This window comes from Pseudochelatococcus sp. B33 (assembly GCF_053570585.1).
In genome coordinates, this window is sequence record NZ_JBSEFH010000001.1 from 76,785 (window position 1) to 99,732 (window position 22,948).

19 protein-coding genes and 1 tRNA gene are annotated in these 22,948 nt (G+C 66.1%); 14 read left to right on the top strand and 6 right to left on the bottom strand.

The genetic code is table 11. The annotated features are described in order from the left end of the window. Positions 1-18: 18 nt before the first annotated feature. Positions 19-987, top strand: coding sequence for an N-acetyl-gamma-glutamyl-phosphate reductase (argC, locus tag ACUSIJ_RS00325; protein WP_449306358.1), 969 nt, complete (start codon positions 19-21; stop codon positions 985-987). 4 nt (positions 988-991) lie between these two features. Here argC and ACUSIJ_RS00330 read toward each other — a convergent pair whose 3' ends face one another. Together ACUSIJ_RS00330 and phaC are read right to left on the bottom strand one after the other, a co-directional pair. Beyond that, a complete protein-coding gene (locus ACUSIJ_RS00330; protein WP_449306359.1) occupies positions 992-1,303 on the bottom strand; it encodes a BrnA antitoxin family protein in 312 nt (103 codons plus the stop codon). A 115-nt stretch (positions 1,304-1,418) separates the two neighbouring features. Continuing rightward, on the bottom strand, positions 1,419-3,227 hold the full coding sequence (gene phaC, locus ACUSIJ_RS00335) for a class I poly(R)-hydroxyalkanoic acid synthase (protein ID WP_449306360.1): 1,809 nt from the start codon (positions 3,225-3,227) through the stop codon (positions 1,419-1,421). Positions 3,228-3,421: 194 nt separating this feature from the next. Here phaC and ACUSIJ_RS00340 point away from each other — a divergent pair, with 194 nt between their 5' ends. The 6 genes from ACUSIJ_RS00340 to ACUSIJ_RS00365 all read left to right on the top strand — a co-directional run bounded on the left by ACUSIJ_RS00340 (position 3,422) and on the right by ACUSIJ_RS00365 (position 9,913). After that, positions 3,422-3,781, top strand: coding sequence for a hypothetical protein (locus tag ACUSIJ_RS00340; RefSeq protein WP_449306361.1), 360 nt, complete (start codon positions 3,422-3,424; stop codon positions 3,779-3,781). A gap of 270 nt (positions 3,782-4,051) precedes the next feature. Beyond that, a complete protein-coding gene (locus ACUSIJ_RS00345; RefSeq protein WP_449306362.1) occupies positions 4,052-5,269 on the top strand; it encodes an LL-diaminopimelate aminotransferase in 1,218 nt (405 codons plus the stop codon). 30 nt (positions 5,270-5,299) lie between these two features. Continuing rightward, a complete protein-coding gene (locus tag ACUSIJ_RS00350; RefSeq protein ID WP_449306363.1) occupies positions 5,300-6,622 on the top strand; it encodes a homoserine dehydrogenase in 1,323 nt (440 codons plus the stop codon). A gap of 80 nt (positions 6,623-6,702) precedes the next feature. After that, a complete protein-coding gene (gene glpX, locus ACUSIJ_RS00355) occupies positions 6,703-7,701 on the top strand; it encodes a class II fructose-bisphosphatase (protein ID WP_449306364.1) in 999 nt (332 codons plus the stop codon). A 305-nt stretch (positions 7,702-8,006) separates the two neighbouring features. After that, the gene (gene recJ / locus ACUSIJ_RS00360) at positions 8,007-9,698 is read left to right on the top strand and encodes a single-stranded-DNA-specific exonuclease RecJ (protein ID WP_449306658.1); all 1,692 of its coding nucleotides are present in this window, start codon (positions 8,007-8,009) and stop codon (positions 9,696-9,698) included. Positions 9,699-9,837: 139 nt separating this feature from the next. Continuing rightward, positions 9,838-9,913 (top strand) — tRNA-Glu (locus tag ACUSIJ_RS00365). A 142-nt stretch (positions 9,914-10,055) separates the two neighbouring features. On the opposite strand, the gene ACUSIJ_RS00370 is transcribed toward ACUSIJ_RS00365, so the two are convergent. From ACUSIJ_RS00370 to ACUSIJ_RS00380, 3 genes are all read right to left on the bottom strand, one after another. Further along, positions 10,056-11,198, bottom strand: coding sequence for an FkbM family methyltransferase (locus ACUSIJ_RS00370; protein ID WP_449306365.1), 1,143 nt, complete (start codon positions 11,196-11,198; stop codon positions 10,056-10,058). A 672-nt stretch (positions 11,199-11,870) separates the two neighbouring features. Continuing rightward, the gene (locus tag ACUSIJ_RS00375; protein WP_449306366.1) at positions 11,871-12,404 is read right to left on the bottom strand and encodes a disulfide bond formation protein B; all 534 of its coding nucleotides are present in this window, start codon (positions 12,402-12,404) and stop codon (positions 11,871-11,873) included. Positions 12,405-12,430: 26 nt separating this feature from the next. After that, the gene (locus tag ACUSIJ_RS00380; RefSeq protein WP_449306367.1) at positions 12,431-13,012 is read right to left on the bottom strand and encodes a YqaA family protein; all 582 of its coding nucleotides are present in this window, start codon (positions 13,010-13,012) and stop codon (positions 12,431-12,433) included. A gap of 296 nt (positions 13,013-13,308) precedes the next feature. On the opposite strand from ACUSIJ_RS00380, the gene ACUSIJ_RS00385 reads away from it, so the two are divergent. From ACUSIJ_RS00385 to ACUSIJ_RS00395, 3 genes are all read left to right on the top strand, one after another. Then, positions 13,309-14,097, top strand: coding sequence for a TetR/AcrR family transcriptional regulator (locus ACUSIJ_RS00385; protein WP_449306368.1), 789 nt, complete (start codon positions 13,309-13,311; stop codon positions 14,095-14,097). Between the two features lie 370 nt (positions 14,098-14,467). Next, positions 14,468-16,150, top strand: coding sequence for an electron transfer flavoprotein-ubiquinone oxidoreductase (locus tag ACUSIJ_RS00390; RefSeq protein ID WP_449306369.1), 1,683 nt, complete (start codon positions 14,468-14,470; stop codon positions 16,148-16,150). Positions 16,151-16,374: 224 nt separating this feature from the next. Next, a complete protein-coding gene (locus tag ACUSIJ_RS00395) occupies positions 16,375-18,138 on the top strand; it encodes an acyl-CoA dehydrogenase C-terminal domain-containing protein (RefSeq protein WP_449306370.1) in 1,764 nt (587 codons plus the stop codon). A gap of 146 nt (positions 18,139-18,284) precedes the next feature. Here ACUSIJ_RS00395 and irrA read toward each other — a convergent pair whose 3' ends face one another. Further along, positions 18,285-18,704 carry an iron response transcriptional regulator IrrA gene (irrA, locus tag ACUSIJ_RS00400; protein WP_449306659.1) on the bottom strand — a complete coding sequence of 140 codons (420 nt, stop codon included), beginning with the start codon at positions 18,702-18,704 and terminating at the stop codon, positions 18,285-18,287. A 356-nt stretch (positions 18,705-19,060) separates the two neighbouring features. Here irrA and pncA point away from each other — a divergent pair, with 356 nt between their 5' ends. From pncA to ACUSIJ_RS00420, 4 genes are all read left to right on the top strand, one after another. After that, positions 19,061-19,687 carry a bifunctional nicotinamidase/pyrazinamidase gene (gene pncA, locus ACUSIJ_RS00405; RefSeq protein ID WP_449306371.1) on the top strand — a complete coding sequence of 209 codons (627 nt, stop codon included), beginning with the start codon at positions 19,061-19,063 and terminating at the stop codon, positions 19,685-19,687. A gap of 105 nt (positions 19,688-19,792) precedes the next feature. Further along, the gene (locus tag ACUSIJ_RS00410) at positions 19,793-20,320 is read left to right on the top strand and encodes a SixA phosphatase family protein (protein ID WP_449306372.1); all 528 of its coding nucleotides are present in this window, start codon (positions 19,793-19,795) and stop codon (positions 20,318-20,320) included. Positions 20,321-20,472: 152 nt separating this feature from the next. Beyond that, positions 20,473-21,885 carry a YcjX family protein gene (locus ACUSIJ_RS00415; RefSeq protein ID WP_449306660.1) on the top strand — a complete coding sequence of 471 codons (1,413 nt, stop codon included), beginning with the start codon at positions 20,473-20,475 and terminating at the stop codon, positions 21,883-21,885. 12 nt (positions 21,886-21,897) lie between these two features. Next, the gene (locus ACUSIJ_RS00420) at positions 21,898-22,947 is read left to right on the top strand and encodes a YcjF family protein (protein WP_449306373.1); all 1,050 of its coding nucleotides are present in this window, start codon (positions 21,898-21,900) and stop codon (positions 22,945-22,947) included. Position 22,948 lies beyond the last annotated feature (1 nt).

Here is a 22,948-nt window from a genome sequence, read left to right on the forward strand (position 1 = left end):
CTCAACGAGGATAGAGCCATGTCCGGTCAATCAGCCACCATCTCGGGCACGAAGCCCCGCGTCTTCATCGACGGGGAGGCGGGCACGACCGGGCTCGGCATCCGCGCGCGCCTCGACGAACTCGGCCTCGTCGACGTGCTCAGCATCGATCCCGCCCGGCGCAAGGATGCGGACGCGCGGCGCGAACTCATGGCCGCGGCCGACCTGATCATCCTCTGCCTGCCGGACGACGCCGCGCGCGAGGCCGTGGCGCTCGCCGCCTCGCTCGGCGGAGACGCGCCGCGCGTGCTCGACGCCAGCACCGCCCACCGCGTGGCCGAGGGCTGGACCTACGGCTTTCCCGAGCTCGACGCAGGGCAGGCGGAGGCCATCGCCGCCGCATCCCATGTCGCCAACCCCGGCTGCTACGCCACGGGCGCCATCGCCCTGCTGCGGCCGCTGGTGAAGGCGGGGCTCGTGCCGGCCGATTTTCCCGTCAGCATCAATGCGGTCAGCGGCTATTCGGGCGGCGGCAAGTCGATGATCGAGGACTACGAGGCCGGGCGTGCGCCGGCGTTCGAGCTCTACGGCCTCGGCCTTGCGCACAAGCACATCCCCGAGATCGTCGCCTACGGCCTGCTGGCGCGCCGGCCGATCTTCGTGCCCTCCGTGGGCAATTTCCGCCAGGGCATGCTGGTGAGCCTGCCGCTGTTCCTGGACGAACTGCCGGAAAAGCCCGCCGCCGCCGATCTGCATGCCGCGCTCGCGCGCCATTACGGCCAAGGAAGCGCGGCGGACGGCGGCACGGTGACGGTCGCGCCGCTCGACGACCCGCAGACGCCGGGCCGCATAGAGGCACTGGCGCTCAACAACACCAACACGCTCGGCATCCACGTCTTCGCCAACGAGGCGCAGCGGCAGGCCGTGGTGGTGGCGCGCCTCGACAACCTCGGCAAGGGTGCCTCGGGCGCGGCGGTGCAGAACCTGCGGCTGATGCTGGGGGTGTAGGCCATCAGCTAAGCCCGGCGGCCTTTCGCAGCGCCTCGTTGATCCGCGACTGCCAACCCTCGCCCTGCGCCTTGAAGGCGGCGATCACGTCCCGATCGAGGCGGATGCTGATCGCCTGCTTGGGATTGGCCGACGTCGACCGCCCGCCGAGGTTCTTCCGGGTCTCGGCGGCAAGCTCGGGGAACGCCTCGGCGAAGGGGCGGGCCTGGGCAAGCTGTTCGTCCGTCGCTTCCGGGCTGTCAACGGAGTCCCAATCTTCCTTGGTGTAGCCGTGCCCTTCCTCGGAGGCGGCTCTTGTCTTATGCTTCACGGTCATCGAGAAGCCTCCATTCACTTGCACTGGCCAGCCGCATCGAGATCACCGAAATACCCTCGGTGCCGAGAAGGGCGAACACAATGGCAATTGTGCCATCAGCCGGTTCCCGTGACGCCTACGACTGCGCCAGCACGTAAGCGCCCGGCGCGTCGGCGAGGGGCTTGAACTTGCCCTTGGCGGGATCGCGCGCCGGGACGCGCTCGGGCGCCTGCGCCTCGAGCCAGCCGAACCAGTCCGGCCACCACGATCCCGGATGCTCGTTCGCCGACGACAGCCAGCCGTCGAGTTCGCCGTAGAGCGGCAGATCCGACGTCCAGTACTGATACTTGCGGCGGTCGGGCGGGTTGACGACGCCGGCTATGTGCCCCGAGCCCGACAGCACGAACCGGACCGGCCCGCCGAGCAGCTTGGCGCCGATGAACACCGATTCAGCGGGTGCGATATGGTCCTCGCGCGTCGCCAGCTCATAAACCGGAACGGTGATCTTCTTGGGATTGAGCCTGACGCCGCCGATCTTCAGCTCGCCGCGCGCGAAGGCGTTTTCCAGATAGAACTTGCGCAGGTAGTAGGAGTGGTTCGCGCAGGTCATGCGGGTGGAATCGGAATTCCAGTGCAGCAGATCGAAAGGGAAAGGCGACTGGCCCTTGAGGTAGACGTTGATGATGTACGGCCAGATCAGATCGTTGGGGCGCAGCGCATTGAACGCGCCGGCCATGACGATGCCCTCCAGATAGCCGTTCTCGGCCATGCGCTCCTCGAGCCGCATGAGCTGGTCGTCGTCGATGAACACCTTGAGGTCGCCGGCCCGGTTGAAATCGATCTGGGCGGTGAGCAGGGTGAGGCTGTCGATGCGCCGGTCGCCGTTGGTCTGGAGATAGGCCTGGGTCATCGCGAGCAGCGTTCCGCCGACGCAATAGCCGACCGCCGCGAGGCTCTTCTCGCCGGTCGCCTTCAGCACGACGTCGATGGCCTCGAGCAGGCCCTCGCGCATGTAGTCCTCGAAATCCCTCTCGGCGAGCGAGGCGTCCGGGTTGACCCACGAGATGCAGAACAGGGTCGCGCCCTGTTCCACCGTCCATTTGATGAACGATTTCTCCGGGGTGAGGTCGAGGATGTAGTATTTGTTGATCCACGGCGGCACCAGCAGCACCGGGCGCTTGAGCACCTGCGGCGTCGCGGGGGAATACTGGATCAGCTCGAACAGGTCGTTGCGGAAGACGACCTTGCCCGGCGTCGTGGCGAGGTCGGTGCCGACCTTGTAAGCGTTTGGCGGCGTCTGGCGGATCTTGAGCTCGCCGTTGCCGGCCGCGATGTCCTCGGCCAGCATGCGCATGCCGCGCACGAGGTTGGCGCCGTTTTCCTTGATGGTCTCGCGCAGGACGTCGGGATTGGTGGCGAGGAAATTGGTGGGGGAGAGGGCGCTCGAAATCTGCTTCACGTAGAAGCGGGCCTTGCGGCGCGTCTCCTCGTCGAGTCCCACGGCGCCCTCGACGAGGTTGTCGGCCCAGGCGCTGGTGATGAGGTAGACCTGCTTGAGAAAATCGTAGACGGGATGCTCCTGCCAGTCGTCGCTGCGAAAGCGCCTGTCGCCGGGGCGGGGGCTCGCCACCGGCTGGACCTCCTCGCCGTTGAGGCGCTTGAAGGTCGACGCCCACAGATCGATGAAGCCGTTGGCGAGGCTCATCTGCGCCTCTATGATCTTCTCGGGGGACGAGATCCATTGTTCGGCAAGCAACCCCAGCGTCCTGACCATGTCCGAAATGTCGGCCGGGCCCTTGGGCGGCGCGCGCCCGGTCTCGATGGGCTTCAGGAATGCGGCTGTCGCCCTGCCGGTTTCCTCGACGAGCTTGGCCATGTTGTGCGATAACACCTCCAGATCGGGGATCGGAAATTCGGGCTGAGGGTTTGCACTTTTATTGGACATACTATTCGTTTCCTCGTCGAGACCGAAGCGGTCCTCCATCCGTGACAGCGGGAGGATCTTGCCGCCCCCGCCAATCGGAATTTATAGGACACGGGCCTTCTTTTAGGTCATAAGCCTTCTTGGCCTTCGTTGCGATGACCCCGGCGCAACGCTTACCATGAAAGTTGCCGCATTTGACACGAAAGTCACCATCCATGAACGATATCCCGCGCCGATCGTCGCAGGCGGCGGCACTGCTGTTCGTCATGCTGACCTGTGCTGGATGCGCCGCCGACGGGCCGGTGCACGGCGTCGCGAAGGCGACGGGCTTCGCCACCGATACGCCTGAGGCCGCCGACTTCGTCCAGGCCACCCGCGCCGAGCAGCTCGACTACAGGCCGGTCGGCGTCAAGCCGCCGGATCGCGGGCACGCCCCGCTGACGGCGGAAGAAATCGACGCGCTGAAGGCCGACCTCGACCAGAGGCGTGCGCGTAACGAAAGCGAGGCCGCCACCGCCCGGGCGCTGGGCAATACGCCCATGGCCCAGCCGCCCGTCATTCCGCCGCTGCAATAGGAGCGCCCCACCAGGCCGGCGAAAGGCGGATGGCGCGCGGTTGAAATGTCGCGCGCGGGCGGGCGGGGGCGACCGTTTGTTTCGGAAAAACAATCGCAAGAAAACATTTCCAAGAAAACGGCGCCGATGATAAACAGTCCCTTTACGGCTGAGGGCGCACATTGGCGTGACGCACAGGCCGTGAGACAGCACCTCGCAGGCGAGCGAGACGAGCGTTTCCACGGCTGCGGCATCGACGCGGCAGCCCGATCAACCCCGGAATAACAACCCATGACCGAATTTCATCGTATCAAGCGCCTTCCACCCTATGTGTTCGAGCAGGTCAACCGCGCCAAGGCGGCAGCTCGAGCCGCAGGCGCCGATATCGTCGATCTCGGCATGGGCAACCCCGATCTGCCAGCGCCGGCGCATGTCATCGAAAAGCTGGTTGAAACCGTCGGCAAGCCGCGCACAGACCGCTATTCCGCCTCGCGCGGCATCGCCGGCCTGCGTCGCGCCCAGGCGGCGTACTACGACCGCCGCTTCGGCGTGAAGCTGAACCCGGAAACGCAGGTCATCGCGACGCTGGGCTCGAAGGAAGGCTTCGCCAACATGGCGCAGGCCATTACCGCGCCCGGCGACGTGGTGCTGGTGCCCAACCCGAGCTATCCCATCCACGCCTTCGGCTTCCTGATGGCGGGCGGCGTCATCCGCTCCCTCCCGGCGGAGCCGACGCCGGCGTTCTTCCCCACGCTGGAGAGAGCCGTCGCGCATTCGATCCCGAAGCCGATCGCCCTCGTGGTGTGCTACCCCTCGAACCCCACCGCCTATGTCGCCTCGCTCGATTTCTATCGGGATCTGGTGGCCTTCGCGAAGAAGCACGAGCTCATCCTGCTCTCGGACCTCGCCTATGCCGAGGTCTATTTCGACGGCGAGCCGCCGCCCTCCGTACTGCAGGTGCCCGGCGCGGTGGATGTGACGGTCGAGTTCACCTCGATGTCGAAGACCTTTTCGATGGCGGGCTGGCGCATCGGCTTCGCGGTCGGCAACGAGCGGCTGATCGCGGCGCTGGGGCGGGTGAAATCCTACCTCGACTATGGCGCGTTCACGCCCGTTCAGGTGGCGGCGACGGCGGCGCTCAACGGGCCCGACGACTGCATCAACGAGATGCGCGCCACCTACAAGCACCGCCGCGACGTGCTGATCGATTCGTTCGGCCGCGCCGGCTGGCCGATCCCGGTGCCGCGCGCGTCGATGTTCGCATGGGTGAAGATCCCCGAGCCGTTCCGGTCGCTGGGCAGTCTGGAATTCTCCAAGCTGCTCGTCGAAAAGGCCGAGCTCGCAGTGGCTCCCGGCATCGGTTTCGGCGAGCACGGCGACGAGTATGTGCGCATCGCCATGGTCGAGAACGAGCAGCGTATCAGGCAAGCGGCCCGTAATTTGCGACGTTTTCTTGAAACCGCGGATAAAACGTTGCACAACGTGGTTCCGCTCGCAGCTCATCGCTGAGATACGTACTCACTCGCACCCGGTTCTGATATGGCGCAAGTTTTACGGGTCGGCATCGCCGGCCTCGGCACGGTCGGCGCTTCCGTCGTCCGCCTTCTTGGTTCGCAGCGCGAAACCCTGTCTCTCCGGACGGGTCGGCGCATCGAGGTCACCGCGGTCAGCGCCCGCAACAGGAGGCGCGACCGCGGCGTCGACCTCGACGGCGTCGAGTGGTACGATGACCCGGTCGCGCTGGCGCATTCGCCGGACATCGATCTGTTCGTCGAACTGATCGGCGGCGAGAACGGCCCCGCCAAGGCGGCGGTGGAAGCAGCGCTCGCTTCCGGCAAATCCGTGGTGACCGCCAACAAGGCGCTGATCGCCTATCATGGCCGGGCGCTCGCCGGCCTCGCCGAGGAAAAGGGCGTGGCGCTCGCCTTCGAGGCATCGGTCGCCGGGGGCATTCCGGTCATCAAGACGGTGAAGGAAGGGCTTGCCGGCAACAGCATCTCGCGCATCTACGGCATCCTCAACGGCACCTGCAACTACATCCTGACCCGCATGGAGCGGGAAGGGGACAGCTTCGCCAAGTGCCTGAAGCAGGCCCAGAAGCTGGGCTACGCCGAAGCCGACCCCACCTTCGACATCGGCGGCTACGACACCGCGCACAAGCTGACCATCCTCACGGCGCTCGCCTTCGGCGTCGAGGTGAACATCGACGCGGTCTATGTCGAGGGCATCGAATCGATCGACGCCATCGACATCCGCATGGCCAAGAAGCTCGGCTACCGCATCAAGCTGCTGGGCGTCGCGGAGCGCTCCGATTCCGGCATCGAGCAGCGCGTGCATCCCACCATGGTGCCCTCCGACTCGCCGATCGCGCGGGTGATGGGCGTGACGAATGCCGTCACCATCCAGGGCGACGCCGTGGGCGAGCTGACGTTGTCGGGCCCCGGCGCCGGCGGCGACGCGACGGCCTCCGCCGTGCTCGCCGACATCACCGACATCGCGCGCGGCGCCATCAGCCCGCCGTTCGGCAGCCCGGTGGCAACGCTCGGGCGCGCCGTTCAGGAGCCGATCAAGCGGCACGAAGGCGGTTACTACATCCGCCTCACGGTCGCCGACAAGCCGGGCGCGGCGGCGTCCATCGTCACCAGCTTCGCGGATCTGGAGATCTCGCTGGAGAGCATCATCCAGAACCGTTCCGAGAGCGCCGCCCAGCTCGACCCTACCGGGCGATCCGGCGCGCCGGTGCCTGTGGTGGTGATCACCTATGCCACCACCGAGGCCGCCGTCCGCAAGGCGGTTGATAAGGTGATTGCGGAGGGGTATGTCGTCGAAAAGCCACAGGTCATCCGTATCGAACGCGAATAGGTGTTCGCCGTTGCTGGCCAGTGCAACGCCGAGCCTGCCCGTGCCGATCATCCGGATGCAACCCTCAGGAGCGATTTCTCATGTCCAACGAAGGCGGATTGAAAGCCAGCCACTACATCGACCGCATCTTGACGCTGGAGCTCGTTCGTGTGACCGAGCGGGCTGCCGTTTCGGCCGCGCGCCTGAGGGGCAAGGGAGATGAGAAGGCTGCGGACCAGGCGGCGGTGGACGCCATGCGCCGCGAACTGAACCGTCTGTCGATCGACGGCACCGTCGTCATCGGCGAGGGCGAGCGCGACGAGGCGCCGATGCTGTTCATCGGCGAGACGGTCGGCAACAAGTCCGGCCCCAAGGTCGACATCGCCGTCGACCCGCTCGAGGGCACCACGCTGTGCGCCAAGGACATGCCGGGCGCCATCGCCGTGATGGCCATGGCGGAGGGCGGCTCGCTGCTCTATGCGCCCGACGTCTACATGCAGAAGATCGCCATCGGCCCCGGCTACCCGCAGGGCGTCATCGACCTCGACGCCACGCCGGAGCAGAACATCGAAGCGCTGGCGAAGGCCAAGGGCGTCCAGCCCTCCGAGATCACCGCGCTGGTGCTCGACCGACCCCGCCACGCCGAGATCATCGCCGGCGTGCGCCGCACGGGCGCTTCCGTGCGCCTGATCACCGACGGCGATGTCGCGGGCGTGATCTTCACCGCCACCTCGGGCGAGACCGGGGTGGATATCTATATCGGCACCGGCGGCGCGCCCGAGGGCGTGCTCGCGGCGGCGGCGCTGCGCTGTGTCGGCGGCCAGATGCAGACCCGGCTCATTCTCGATACGCCGGAGAAGCGGGAACGCGCGAAGGCGATGGGCATCACCGATCCCAACCGCAAGTATTCCATCGAGGAGCTGGCCGCCGGCGACGTGGTCGTGTCCGCCACGGGCGTGACCGACGGCGCGCTGCTTTCGGGCGTGCGCTTCGGCCAGGAGCTGATCGAGACGGAGACCATCGTCTACCGCTCCGCTACCGGCACCGCACGCCGCATCCGCGCCGAGCACCGCGATTTCTCGAAGTTCCATCTCGACTGATCCGATCAGGAGTGGACAGCGTCTTTCCCGGGGTTGCCGATGCCGGGGCAGGCGCCATAGACTCGTTCAGGATGATGACTGGCGCATGATCCCCGGAAGCGGAGGCAGCTTTCGGGAAAAGATTGCGCGAAAACAAAGAAGTAGGGCAGGATGGCGATTCACTCTGCCACCTTCGTTCTGGTCGGGTTCAGGTGCTTCAAGCCGCTTATTCCGAAACGCATTATTTTCTGGGCGTGAGCCGTTCCGTCCTGGGGCGCGCCTGGCGGGACCGCTGCTCGGATGCGGAACGCGCGGCGGCGCTCGCCATGGTGCAGTTGCACGGCCTGCCCGACATCCTGGCACGGGTGCTCGCCGCGCGCGGCATCGCGCCCGATGACGCCGGGGGCTACCTCGCGCCGCGCCTGCGCGACCTGATGCCCGATCCCGCCGTGCTCGCCGATATGGAAGCCGCGTCCGCCCGCATCGCCGATGCGATCGAGCGCCGGGAAAAGGTCGCGATCTTCGGCGACTACGATGTCGACGGCGCCTGCTCGGCGGCGTTGGTCGGCACCTATCTCACTGCTGCGGGAACGCCGTTCGTCGTGCGTATTCCGGACCGGATCGTGGACGGCTACGGCCCCAACGTCGCCGCCATCCGCGACCTGCACGCGGCCGGCTGCCGGCTTCTGGTGACGGTCGACTGCGGCGTGGCGAGCCATGAGCCGCTCGCGGAAGCCGCCCGGCTCGGCATGGACGCCGTGGTGCTCGACCACCATCAGGCGACGGCGGACTTGCCCGCGGCGCACGCCATCGTCAACCCCAACCGGCAGGACGACCTGTCCGGGCTCGGCTATCTGTGCGCGGCGGGCGTGGTGTTCATGACGCTCGTCGCGGTCCAGCGCGAGCTGCGCCGGCGCGGCTTCTGGAGCGACGCGGCGCGCATGCCCGATCTGCTCGGCGACCTCGATCTGGTCGCGCTGGCGACGGTCGCGGATGTCGTGCCGCTCGTCGGCCTCAACCGCGCCTTCGTGCAGCAGGGGCTTGCGATCATGCGCCAGCGCCGGCGCGTGGGCCTCACCGCGTTGATCGACGCCTCCGGCCTCTCCGGCCCGCCGGAGGCGTGGCATCTCGGCTTCCTGCTCGGGCCGCGCATCAACGCGGGCGGCCGCATCGGCGATTCAGCCCTGGGCGCGAGCCTGCTGATGACCCGCGACACGCTCGAGGCGGCGCGGATCGCGGCCGAACTCAACAATCTCAACAGCGACAGGCAGGTCGTGGAGCGGCTCGCGGTCGAGGAGGCGGTCGCCATGGCCGATCGCCAGCGCGACGAGCGCGATCCGGCCGTGCTGGTCGTCGGCTCGCCTGACTGGCATCCAGGTGTCGTCGGGCTCGTCGCGGCCCGCATGCGCGAGCGCTTCAGCCGCCCCGCTTTCGCCTTTGCGATCAACGATCTGGGCGGCGCCACCGGCTCGGGGCGTTCGGTTCCCGGCGTCGATATCGGCCGGGCCGTGCGCCGGACGGTGGAGGAGGGCGTCGCCGTCAAGGGCGGCGGCCACGCCATGGCGGCGGGCGTCACGCTCGCCCCCGGCGAATTGCAGCGTTTCGCGGACCGGCTCGCCGCCATTCTGGCGGACGATGTGGCGCGGACGGATGTGGGCGAGGCGCTCGGCATCGACGCGGCGCTCACCGCCGGCGGCGCATCGCCGGATCTGGTGGCGAGCGTCACGCGCGCCGGGCCTTTCGGCTCCGCCAATCCCGAGCCCGTGTTCGCCTTCGGCGGCCATTTGCTGACGGAAGCGTCGGTGGTCGGCGCCAACCATGTCCGCATCCGCCTGCGCGCCGGCGACGGCGCGTCGCTCGGCGGCATGGTGTTCCGCGCCGCCGACCAGCCGCTGGGGCAGGCGCTTCTCGCCATGAAGGGGCAGCCCGTGCACGCGGCCGGCACGCTCGCGCTGGACAGCTGGGGCGGCCGCACCCAGGTGAGCCTGCGCCTTCTCGACATCTGCCGCGCGGGCTAGGGGCTGTTAGTGACCATGGATAGGGTCTGGACGTCGGCGATTGGACCCGGAATGTGGAAAACCCCGAAAAACCAAAACACCCCTTGCGGGATCGGACGAACCTCTCTATAGGTCACGCCACTTGCCGGCAACGGTTGTTGCGCCCATCGTCTAGCGGTCTAGGACGTCGCCCTTTCACGGCGAAAACAGGGGTTCGAGTCCCCTTGGGCGCGCCATTTTCAATCATACGCTTAAGGCGTCGATTTTTAGGTAAATCCCGGACGAATTTTCCCGGCGCGTACCTGCATGTGTACCCCAAAACGTACCTGCCGGGTGGCAATATAGCGCGCGCGAAAGATGTTTAGCTCAAATATCATATCATGTAGGTTCCGCCAAAATATCGATATGATCGCTTCCGCGCGCCCGGAAAGCCGACATGATAGCTTCAATATCGCCGTTGTGACTGATCCGTTCCCCATTTGGCGCGACGACCGAAATTGCGTAACCAAGGTCGGCTAGGAAACCGAGATATTCCTCCCCTGTACACCCTGAAAAATAGGGCAGGGCAAGCGGGCTGAACTCGCTGACTATTATCGGCTTATGCAGGGATAAGGTCTCGATCATACCAGAAAGTGCCAATTTCTCCGCACCCTCGACATCGATTTTCACGAAATCAATTCTCCTGGAACGCGGAATCAGATCATCCAGCCGAATTGATGGCACAAGTGTTGCATTTTTAAGTAAATCGGGATTGTTAGATAGAGTAGCCGTTGTGCCATTAGACTCGCCGGCGTTCAAGATCAGGAGCCCGTTTCTATTGCTGGCTGCCATCAGCGCGATCTCCAGATGTTCGAAACCATTGGCCCGCCTGCTGATCTCAAGTAATTTAGCATTTTCCGAGTTCGGCTCTACGGCGAGCACATGTCCCGAGGACCCCACGATGTCAGCGGAAATAATTGAAAAATAGCCAATATTGGCGCCAATATCCACAACGTTCATGCCTTGCTTTACGTATTCCTGGAATAAAGACACGATCTCTGGCTCGTATTGCCCCTCGATCACTGCTTTCCCGATGACAGGATCACGAGGCGGGGCATATATCGTCGTACCGTTGATGGAAGCTGCCTGGATATCCTGAAGGGTTGATTTCTCCACCAGTTGCCGATGAGAAAACTCGAGCGAGCCAAGATAGGATTTGACGACGTCGGCCAAGTTTGCACCGGACCTGGTCATATGGCTTTGCCATTCTTCCGCGCTAGGCAGTCGGCCAAGCAGCAATCTGAAGCACCAGAATATGTCCGCTGGCGTAGCGCAGTCAGTCCAATCCGCGTCGAAAGGAGCACTATTCAAGTCAGTCTGTTTCCGCTGTTCATGCACCGCGAGCAACCGCGCCATCTCCGCCGCCGTGCTTTCAAGCTGGCCGTTCAGCGCTTCAAAACGCGCGAGCTTGTCCTGCAACGCAACGTCAAGCAATCTCCGCAAGTGAGTGGCGAGGTAGGTCTTTGCGGAACTTAGGGCCACGCTCAATCTCCATCGCACACCACGGATGATACAGAATCTTTGTTGGCAATAGGCTCCCGGATACGAACGTCACGGACCTATGTAACCTGTGCGCTACAACAAATCTAGCTAGAATATATACTCTACACTCATTTGCATCTGCCGGTCAGGACATTCTGTATAAGTGATCCTCACGAAACCGCCTAAAGTACTGATACATATGGTTGCGACCACTATGAACCTATTGTCGATATCGCGTCTCGGTTGAGCATGGGACATGCGAAAGCGACAAGATGAATGTCTGCGAGCGTCTCGACTCATCGCTCGCTTGCAGCCACGCTGGCCTTCCGTGCCGGCGTGACAGGCAGCGGCAGCCTTCGCGCGGTAGGGGTGCGCTCTCGGTTCTTCCATGTGCCGCACAGAAACCGGCATGGACAGGCCGGAAGCCGCTCATGCCGCCGGTGCGTGAAGCGCGACGCTGTGCCGATAAGCCACGTTATGGAACGTGATTGGAGATGCGTTTGTGAGGCGGGCGGGCCCGACGGTGGACCGCCGTTGGGACGCTGGGCACTGCCCCGTCCGACTGTCTTCAGGCTACGTCCAACTGACCCCATGATGCAGGCGGGCCATAGACGGGAATGTCGGGGGCAGCCTCGCCCGCGGCCTCCGCGGCCCGGCATGATGGCCGTCCGGTCAGTCCCGCCTGCTCCGCCCGGCGCAGACGCCGAGGAGCGCGATGAGCGCGAGGCCGAGCGAGATCGGCACGTTCCAGCCCGCCAGCGACAGGCCGGCGAAGCGCCAGGCCGCCTCGCTGCAGCTCACGATCTGCACCTTCTGCAGGCGCTGCAGGAACTCGTCGGCGTCGCTCGCAACCGTGAAGGAGCCGGAGCAGCTTTCAGGCCCCGGCCAGAATTGCCACTCCACGCCGGCATGATAGACCGCGACGCCCGCGCCCGCCAGGAAGCCGAGCCCGACGAGGGCGAGCAGGAGCCGCGAGGCGGTGGGCGCGCGCTGATGCGTCCACGCGGCGGCGGCGGATGCGGGGATGGCGGCGTAGAACGGCCAGCGCTGGATGAGGCAGAGCTGGCACGGCGGCAGCTTCAGCACGTATTGGAAATAATACGCGCCCGCGAGCGCCAGAACCGCAGCCGCGAGCACGAGGACCGCGGCCCGGAAACGCCCGGCGTCTCCATTGAGCCACGACAGGCCGTCATCCAGCAAACCCATTGGGCATCACTCTCAAACTACGAATTTCAGAATACGAACTTCACCGCCGCGAAACCGGCCACCACGAAAACCGCCAGCACGCCGATGACAAGGCCGAAATGCCGTTCGACGATCTCGCGGATCGGGTTGCCGTAACGATGCAGCAAGCCGGCCAGAAGATAAAACCGCAGGCCGCGGGTAATCAATGACAACACCGTGAACCAGACGATGTCGTAGCCGGCGAAGCCGGACGTGATCGTCACCAGTTTATAAGGAATCGGCGTCACGCCCTTGATGAGGATGATCCATTCGCCGTACTGCGCGTAGGCCTGCCGGAACGCCTCGACATTGTCGCCATAGCCGTATGCGGCAATCAGCCACTGGCCGAGGGAGTCGTACAGAAGCGCGCCGATCGCGTATCCCGCCACGCCGCCGAGCACCGAGGAGATCGTGCAGACACCGGCATAGAACAGCGCCCGGTCGGGCCGCGACAGCGCCATGGGCAGCAGCAGCACGTCGGGCGGCACGGGAAAGAAGGAGCTCTCCGCAAAGGACACCGCCGCGAGCGCCCACACGGCATGGGGACTGGCGGCGAGAGAGATGATCCAATCATAGAGACGGCGGAACATGACGATCCAATCAGAAACTGCACACCACAGCGCCCGCGTTTCGCGGACATCCGCGATACGTTACGGGCGAATCGTGGATGTCCGGTTTCCGCCGCGACGATATCCGGCTATTTTTGCGCCATGGGTCTCGCATACCTCCCGCGCCAGAACAACCGCCGATTGACGGCAACCCGTCGATTTGACGCACGGCCGGGCAAGACGATATCCAGTCGGCAACGGGCGACCGCCCCAAGGCGGAATGCATTCGACGACGGAATGCGTCGGACGGAACGCGCTGGCTGCTCCCCGGGGGACGGATGAACGAGGAACACGTGACAGCCAAGGACGAGAACGTAAAAACGGACGCCAACGCCCGTGAAGCCAAAGCCCATGAAGCCGGAGATCATGAGGCCGGCACCCATGAGGCCGGCACCCACGAGGCCGGCACCCACGAGGCGAAGCCGCGTGACACCAAGACGCAGGTCCTCCCGATCGGCCGCCAGCAGCGCGCGGCGAGGCGTATTCCGGAGGGCGCGCCGGGCGATCGGTATCACGACATCATTCAGGCAGCGGCCATCCTGTTCGCCGAACGCGGCTACCTCGCCACCTCCATGCGCGACATCGCCGAGCGCGTGGGACTGCTGGGCGGATCGCTCTATCACCACGTCCGCTCCAAGGAGGAGCTGTTCGTCGCGGTGCACGACTTTGCGCTGCAGCATGCCTCCGAGCAGATCGCCGAGGCGATCGTGGGGCTGGACGACCCCTGGACGCGCCTCGAGGCCGCGTGCGTGCGCCAGCTCGAAATCCAGCTCGATCCCGATGTCGTGGCGATACCCTTCCTCACCGATTTCCGCAACGTGCCGCCGGAGATCCTCGAGAAGCTGATCGCGCGGCGCGACGTGTTCGAAAAAGCCTATGTGGAGCTCGTGGACAGCCTGCCCCTGCCCGCCCACATCGACGCATCGCTCTATCGCGTGCTGCTGCTGAGCCTGATCAACTCCGTCAGCGCCTGGTATCGGCCGGGACGCATGACGCCCGCCGAAATCGGCCGCCAGATCGTCGCCATCTTCCGCCATGAAACCGGCGCCGGCCCCGGCCCGGAGTAAGCGTGCCCCGCAAAACCTCGCGGGGCCGGCCGGCTCCTTTGGCACGCTGGGCGCGGCCCAGTGCCGCAACAACGCCCGTGCCCGGCGATTTCGCCGTTGATTCCAATTTGGAATTCATTCAACTTCGTCGCCGACAGGCCCCATCGCAGGGCTTGACGACGCCTCGGGCTTCTGGTTTGACCTAGTCACCAAACAGTTGTTTGGCCACGGTGACCGCTCCGTTATGCCTGCGGCTGGGACGTCGATCCGGGGGACGGATACCGTTTTCCGGATAAATCTGATGCATATACAAAGCGATGGAACGGTGGCGTGACTCCGGTTTTCTGTCCGCCGCTCTATCGCGCGCCTGAGGGTTTGGGAGAGGAAGACGATGACGGATGCGGGCGACAGCCGCGAATCGATGGATTTCGATGTGGTGATCGTGGGCGCCGGGCCGGCGGGTCTGGCTGCGGCGATCCGTATCAGGCAACTCGCCGAGGAAAGCGGTTCCGAGATCAGCGTCGTCGTTGTCGAGAAGGGATCGGAAGTCGGCGCGCATATTCTCTCCGGCGCGGTGATCGACCCCTCCGGCCTCGACGCGCTCCTGCCCGACTGGCGCGAGGCGGCGGACCGCCCGCTGACGACGCAGGTCGAGGCCGACCATTTCTATCTGCTCGGCCCTTCCGGCGGCATCCGGCTGCCCAATATCCTCATGCCGCCTCTGATGCACAACGACGGCAACTTCATCGGCTCGCTCGGCAACGTGACGCGCTTTCTGGCCGCGCGCGCCGAGGCGCTCGGCGTCGAGATCTATCCGGGCTTCGCCGCCGCCGAGGTTCTCTACGGCGACAACGGCGAGGTGGCGGGCATCGCCACCGGCGACATGGGCATCGACCGCCACGGCGAGCACCGCGCCGACTATACGCGCGGCATGGAATTGCGGGGCAAGTACACGCTGTTCGCCGAGGGCGCGCGCGGCAGCCTGACGAAGGAGCTCATCGCCCGCTTCGGGCTCGACGGGAATCGCTCGCCGCAGAAATTCGGCATCGGCCTCAAGGAGCTGTGGCAGGTCGATCCGTCGAGGTTCCGTCCGGGGCTGGTGCAGCACAGCTTCGGCTGGCCGCTCGATGCCGGCACCGGCGGCGGCTCCTTCCTGTATCATTTCGAGGACAATCTGGTTGCCGTGGGCTTCGTCGTCCACCTCGACTACAGCAACCCGACACTGTCGCCCTTCGACGAGTTCCAGCGCTTCAAGACGCATCCGATGATCCGCGAGACGTTCGAGGGCGGCAAGCGCCTGTCCTACGGCGCGCGTGCCATCACCGAGGGCGGCTGGCAGTCGGTGCCGACGCTGGCCTTTCCCGGCGGCGCGCTCGTCGGCTGCGCGGCGGGCTTCGTCAACGTGCCGCGCATCAAGGGCAGCCACAACGCCATCGCCTCGGGCATGCTGGCGGGGGAGTCGGTCGTCGCGGCGCTGGCGGCGGGGCGGGCCAATGACGTGCTGCAGGATTACGAGGACGGCTGGCGCACGTCGAGCATCGGCCGGGACCTCAGGCCGGTGCGCAACGTCAAGCCGCTGTGGTCGCGCTTCGGCACATTCCTCGGCATCGCGCTCGGCGGCATCGACATGTGGATCAACACGCTGACGGGCCTTTCTCCCTTCGGCACGCTGCGCCACAGGAAGCGCGATGCGGATTCGCTCAAGCCCATCGACAAGGTGAAACCCCTCACCTACCCCAAGCCCGACGGCGTCCTGACCTTCGACAAGCTCTCGTCCGTGTTCATCTCGAACACCGCGCACGAGGAGGACCAGCCGGCCCATCTCAAGCTGACCGATCCGTCGATTCCGATCGCCCGCAACCTGCCGCTCTATGGCGAGCCGGCACGGCTCTACTGCCCGGCCGGCGTCTACGAGGTTGTCTACGCCGACGAGGAGACACGCACCGATCCGCGCTTCGTCATCAACGCGCAGAACTGCGTGCACTGCAAGACCTGCGACATCAAGGACCCGGCGCAGAACATCACCTGGGTGCCGCCGGAAGGCGGCGGCGGCCCGAACTATCCGAACATGTAGGCCGCAGGCATCGTATGCGGATGAATTTCCTATAATAAAATGACGACGAATAAAAAGGATCATCCGTAACCGATGCCGACGCTCCATGCGGCACAAACTATTGGTGCATGGGAAAACGCGAATTCACGTGTGCCTCTTCTCCCGTTGCTTGATATGACGCATAGTCGGGAACGGAGGACACCTGCTAATCCATTCCCGAATAATACCGATCAGGAGCGCCTGCCATGTCCGACTATACGCCGCCAATCGACGACATCGCCTTCTTATTGTCCGAGGTGTTCGCCATCGACGACCTGGCTGCCACGCTGCCCGCGTTCGCAGAGGTCGACGCCGGTTTCGCCGCCAGCATTCTGGAGGAGGCGGGCCGGTTCTTCGCCGAAACCATTCAGCCGCTCAACCTGTCCGGCGACGAGGAGGGCAGCCGTCTCGTCAATGGCGCGGTGCACACGCCGAAAGGATTTGCCGAGGCCTATCGCACCTTCGCGGAAGCGGGGTGGTCGGGGTTGTCGGGCGATCCCGCATACGGCGGGCAGGGATTGCCGCGCGTGCTGCAGATCATGGCGGACGAGTTGCTGTCGGCCTCGAACCTGTCGTTCGGCCTGTTCCCCGGGCTGACGCGCGGCGCGACCGAGGCCATCGGCCATCACGCCAGCGACGAGCTGAAGGCGACCTACCTGCCGAAAATGATCAGCGGCGAGTGGACCGGCGCCATGGCGCTCACCGAGGCCGGGGCCGGCACCGATCTGGGGCTCCTCAAGACCCAGGCCGAGCCCCAGGCCGACGGCTCCTACAAGGTGACCGGCAGCAAGATCTTCATCTCGTCGGGCGATCACGACTTCGGTGGCAACATCATCCATCTGGTGCTCGCCCGCCTGCCCGACGCCCCCAGCGGCGTCAAGGGCATCAGCCTGTTCCTGGTGCCGAAGTTCCTCGTCCATGAGGATGGCTCGCTGGCTGAGCGCAACACGTTCTCGGTCGGCTCGCTGGAGAAGAAGATGGGCATCCATGCCCAGCCAACCTGCGTCATGAACTACGACGGCGCCGTCGGCTGGCTGGTGGGCGAGCCCAACAAGGGTCTTGCCGCCATGTTCACCATGATGAACGCGGAGCGGCTCTTCGTCGGCATCCAGGGGCTCGGCATCGCCGACGCCGCCTACCAGAAGGCCGCCCGCTACGCCAGGGAGCGCCTGCAGGGCCGCGCGGCCGACGGCAAGACGCCGCTCGTGCCAATCATCGAGCATGCCGACGTGCGCAAGATGCTGCTCACCGTGCGCTCGTTCGTCGAGGCCGCGCGCGGGCTCGCCATCTGGACGGCGCTGGAGATGGACAAGGCCGCCGGCCTTGCCGACCCGGCGGAGCGCGCCATCGCGGACGGCAACGTCGCGCTGCTGACGCCGGTCGTCAAGGCGGCCTTCACCGATCTCGGCTTCGAGGGCGCGGTGCTGGCGCAGCAGGTGTTCGGCGGCCACGGCTACATTCACGAATGGGGCATGGAACAGTTCGTGCGCGACGCGCGCATCGCCCAGATCTACGAGGGCACCAACGGCGTGCAGGCGGCCGATCTCGTCGGGCGCAAGCTCTCTATCGACGACGGCGCCCTGCCGAAGCACTTCTTCGGCCTGATCGAAGCCGATCTCGCCGCAGCAGACAGCGACATCGCCGATATCGCGGAACCGGTGCGAGAGGCCTTCACCCTGCTGCAACGCGCCACCGAGCGCCTGCATGCGCAGGCCGCCGCCGATCCGGCCGCACCGGGCGCGGCCGCGACCGACTATCTGCGGCTCTTCGCGCTGGTATCGCTCGGCTGGATCTGGGTGCGGATCGCCGGCGTAGCGGCAGCGAAGGCCGAGGCATCGGCGCTGCACCGGAACAAGCTCCAAGTCGCACGCTTCTTCGTAGCGCGCGTCCTGCCGCAGGTCCACGGGCTCGATCGCGCGCTTGCGGCCGGCGCGCAGCCGATCACGGCGCTCCCTTCGGACGCATTCTGAACGACAGCGTTTTTCAAGCGGAGCGGACACCAGTTCGCGTAAGAAAACGCGTTAAAATAAAGAGTTGGCTGCCCGGCAACAAAAAGGAGGGGCAAAGCCCCTCCCCAACATTACCGAACCGGATCCGCCGTCAGGACTTGCGGCCGTCAGGACTTGCGGCGCAGCCGCACGACGACGTCGACGCGGGCAATTTCCATGTCTTCCGGGACATCCGGCAGTTTCTCGAGGGCCAGACCGGAGTGCGGGATATCCACCAGATCGTCCTCGCCTTCGACGAAGAAATGATGATGGTCCGACACGTTGGTATCGAAATAGGTCTTCGACCCGTCCACGGCGAGTTCGCGCAGCAGGCCGGCCTCGGTGAACTGATGCAGCGTGTTGTAGACCGTCGCGAGCGAGACGGGCACGCGCGCGCGCGTCGCCTCCTCGTACAGCATTTCCGCCGTCACGTGGCGATCGCCCTTGGCGAACAGCAGCCACCCCAGCGAGATGCGTTGCCGGGTGGGACGCAGGCCCGCGCGGCGCAGTTCCTCACGCAGTTGGTGAACCGGGCAACCCTTGCTCATCCCCTGCGGAACGCGGCTGCCGACAACCGCGCCCGGAACCGGCGCGTCCTGCTCCGGATCCTCCACTGCGATCGTCCTGACCTGAATATTCGCCACCTTCGCCATCTCCCGCCTGCACGTCACGGATCAAATATTTGACCTATCATAAGAATGGATTGCAATTGCTGCAAGAGCCGAAGCGCCTCGCACGCCCAATACGCTTCATGCCCGCCTGCGCCCCGCGCATGGCGGAGCAATTTCCGGTTGCGGTCTAGGGCGTTGTCATAATACTGAAATGCAGCGCTTGTGCCATGATCTGATGCAACCTAAGAAGGAGGCAGGCATGGGGCGGTTCCGGTACGGGCGAGGAGCATCGGATGGCGCGTCAATCTGACACATTGCTGCTCATCGTCGATGTGCAGAACGATTTCATCGCGCAGGGCAGCCTCGCGGTCGGGGGCGGCGAGGAGATCGTGCCCGTGGTCAACCGCCTGGCGCGCCAGTTCGAGCATGTCGCGCTGACGCAGGACTGGCATCCGGCCGGGCACGCATCGTTTGCCTCATCGCATCCGGGCAAGGTTCCCTACGACACCATCTCCCTACCCTATGGCCCGCAGACGTTGTGGCCGGACCACTGCGTGCAGGGCACCGACGGCGCCGGGTTCCATCCGGCACTCGACGTGCCGCATGCGGAGCTCATCATCCGCAAGGGCTACCACCGCGATATCGACAGCTATTCGGCCTTCTTCGCGGCCGACCGCACCACCCCGACCGGCCTTAACGGCTATCTGCGCGAGCGCGGCTTCGCGCACGTCGTCCTGGCGGGCCTCGCCACGGACTTCTGCGTCGCCTGGAGCGCCCTCGACGCGCGTCGCCTCGGCTTTGCCGTGACGGTGGTGGAGGACGCCTGCCGCGGCATCGATCTCAGCGGCTCCCTCGCCGCCGCGTGGCGGGAGATGGCCGGCGCCGGTGTGGAGCGCATCACGTCGGCGGCAATCGGTTAACTAAATCGTTATGGCATGTTGAAATAGTAGCAGAACTCGTCTTTTCGAGTAGGTTACCGCTCACCATCTTGGACTCGCCTGCCTGCACGGGATCGGTTCAGCAATATGTCCAGACGCCTCATACTGCTTCGTCATACCAAATCGGACTGGCCCGACGGCATCGCCGATCACGAGCGCCCGCTTGGTCGGCGCGGTCTCGCCGACGCGCCGCGCATCGGCGCCTATATCGAATCGCACGGCCTCATCCCCGACTTCGCCGTCGTGTCGACCGCTCGCCGCACGCGCGAGACATGGGATCTGGTCGAGCAGGAGTTCAGCCGTTCGGTGCCCGTGCGCTTCGACAGGCGCATCTACGAGGCCCGGCCCGGCGCCCTGCTCTATATCGTGCGCGAGGTGGAACCCTCCGTCGGCACGCTGCTGCTCGTCGGGCACAATCCCGGCTTCGAGGATCTCGCGCGCTTCCTGATCGGCGGCGGCAACGCGGAGGCACGCCGCCTGCTGGCGGAGAAATATCCGACCGGGGGCCTCGCGGTTATCGATTTCGACATCGAGGACTGGCGGGACATCGAAACGCGCTCGGGCAGCCTCGACCGTTTCGTCACCCCGCGCAGCCTCTCCGACGACGACGATTGACGGTGGCGCTACCGCATCAAACCGGAAAGATGGCGATTCGGATTCAATGCATTTTGCTCTAACGGGACAAAGCGCGTAGTCTGCGCGCTCGCTCTTGAGTTCGGACAGCGCCTGTTGTGAAAGTCCCATCGTCATTCGACTCCACCGTCGATCTGCTGCGCAATCTCGGATCCTATGCCTCCAATGTCGTGTCGCCGCGCGTGCGGCTCGGCGTCACCGGGCTGTCGCGTTCGGGCAAGACGGTGTTCACGACGGCGCTCGTCCACCATCTCGTCGGCGTGACGCCCATGCCGGTGTTCCGGGCCTCCAGCGAGGGACGCATCAAGCGCGCCCTGCTCGACGACCAGCCGGACGACGCCGTGCCGCGCTTCCCCTTCGAGGAGCACCTCGCCATGCTCGGCGGACCGCTCCGGCGCTGGCCCGAGTCGACCACCCGGATCGCGGAGCTGCGCGTCCTCATCGAATACGAGCGCAGGATGGGCTGGCGCTCGGGCCCGGCGAGCCTCGCCATCGATATCGTGGACTATCCGGGCGAATGGCTGGTCGATCTCGCGCTGATCGACAAGAGCTTTTCGAGCTGGTCGCGCGAGACGCTGACCGCGAGCCGCATGCCCCTGCGCGCGGCGAGCGCCGCCCCGTGGCACGCGGCGCTCGCCGAAATCGACCCGCGGGAGCCGGCGAGCGAGCCCGAGATCGCGCGCCTCAGCGCGCTGTTCAAGGATTACCTCGCCGCCCTGCGCGAAGGGCCGGAGCGCGTCGCGACGACACCGCCCGGCCGGTTCCTGATGCCCGGAGACCTCGCGGGGTCTCCCGCCCTCACCTTCTCGCCGCTCGATATCCCGCCGGGGCGGGAGCCCGCGCCCCGCAGCCTGCACGCCCAGATGGAACGGCGCTTCGACGCCTACCGCGCCCATGTCGTGCGTCCCTTTTTCCGCGATCATTTCGCCCACCTCGACCGGCAGATCGTGCTCGTCGACGTGCTCTCGGCGCTCGATTCGGGGCCGCTGGCGCTGGCGGAGCTCGAAGAAGCGCTCGATCAGGTGCTGATCGCCTTTCGCGCCGGCAGCAATTCCCTGCTGAGCCAGCTCTTCGCGCCGCGCATCGACCGTGTGCTGTTCGCCGCCACCAAGGCGGATCACCTGCACCGCACGGACCATGCGCGGCTCGAGGCCATCCTGCGGCTCCTGGTCGATCGCGCCTTGCGGCGCACCCGGGGCGCGGGCGCGCGGGTCGATACGCTGGCGCTCGCCTCGGTGCGCGCCACCCGCGAGGGCAGCGTGCGCGCCGGCCGCGAGACCCTGCCCGCCATCATCGGCACGCCCGAGGCGAATGAGCGCATCGGCGACGACGTGTTCGACGGCAACACGGAGGCCGCCGTCTTCCCGGGCGAGCTGCCGGAGGACCCCCACGCCGTCTTCACCGGTGGCATCGCGCCCGGCGCGCTGCGCTTTCCGCGTTTCCGCCCGCCGCTGCGCACGCCGGACGCGGCCGGCCGGCTGCCGCCGCTGCCGCATATCCGCCTCGATCGCGCGATTGAATTTCTCATCGGCGACCGGCTGTTGTAGGACTTGTCGACCATGAGCCGAGCCCCGCGCGCCTTCCGCCTCGATCCCGCCGACGACCGTCCGCCGGGGCAGGAGCATGCGTCCGAGGACGCGCACGAAACCCGGCTCGACCGGGACACCGTTCTGGTGGAGGAGCCGGACACGCCCTACGAGGAAGCGCTGCCCGCGCCGCCGGCGCGCAAGCTGCGCGCCCCATGGCTCGGCCTGCTCGTGTCGGCGGTCGGCGGGCTGCTGCTGCTGTGGATCGTACTCGGCGTCGAGCGCATGGTGTCCGAGCTTCTCGTCACCGCGCCGGCGCTCGGCTGGGCGGCGCTGGCGCTTGCGGCGATCGCGCTCGTCGCGCTCGTTGCCGTGCTGCTGCGCGAGCTGCGCGGCATCCTGCGCGAGCGGCGCATCGAGGCGCTGCACCGCAAGGCGGTTGCCGCGCGCGAGACCAACGACGACAAGGCCGCCGCCGCCGTGGTCGACAGCCTGCTCGCGATCTATGCCGCGCGCCCCGAAACCGCCCGCGCCCGCGCCGCGCTCGCAGCCATCGGACCGGATACGATCATCGACGCGGCCGACAGACTGACGGTCGCTGAACGGGAATTGCTGGCGCCGCTCGATCGCACGGCCCGCGGCATCGTCGCCACCAGCGCCAAGCATGTGTCGCTGGTGACGGCGGTCAGCCCGCGCGCCATCATCGACGTGGTCTTCGTCATCTATGCCTGCGCGCGGATGGTGCGCCGGATCGCGGCGCTCTACGGCGGCCGGCCGGGCCTGTTCGGCTTCCTGCGCCTGTCCGGCAACGTGCTCTCGCATCTCGCCGTGACGGGCGGCATCGCGGTCGGCGACGACATCATCCAGCAGGTGCTGGGGCTGGGGCTCGCGGCCCGCCTCTCGGCCAAGCTCGGCGAGGGCGTGCTCAACGGACTGCTGACGGCGCGCGTCGGGCTTGCGGCCATCGAGGTCTGCCGCCCCCTGCCCTTCGCGGCGGTTGAGCCGCCGCGCTTCACCGACGTGGCCGCCGGCCTGTTCGACAGCGGCAAGGCCGCGGCGAACGGTTCCACAGCCGCCGGGTAAA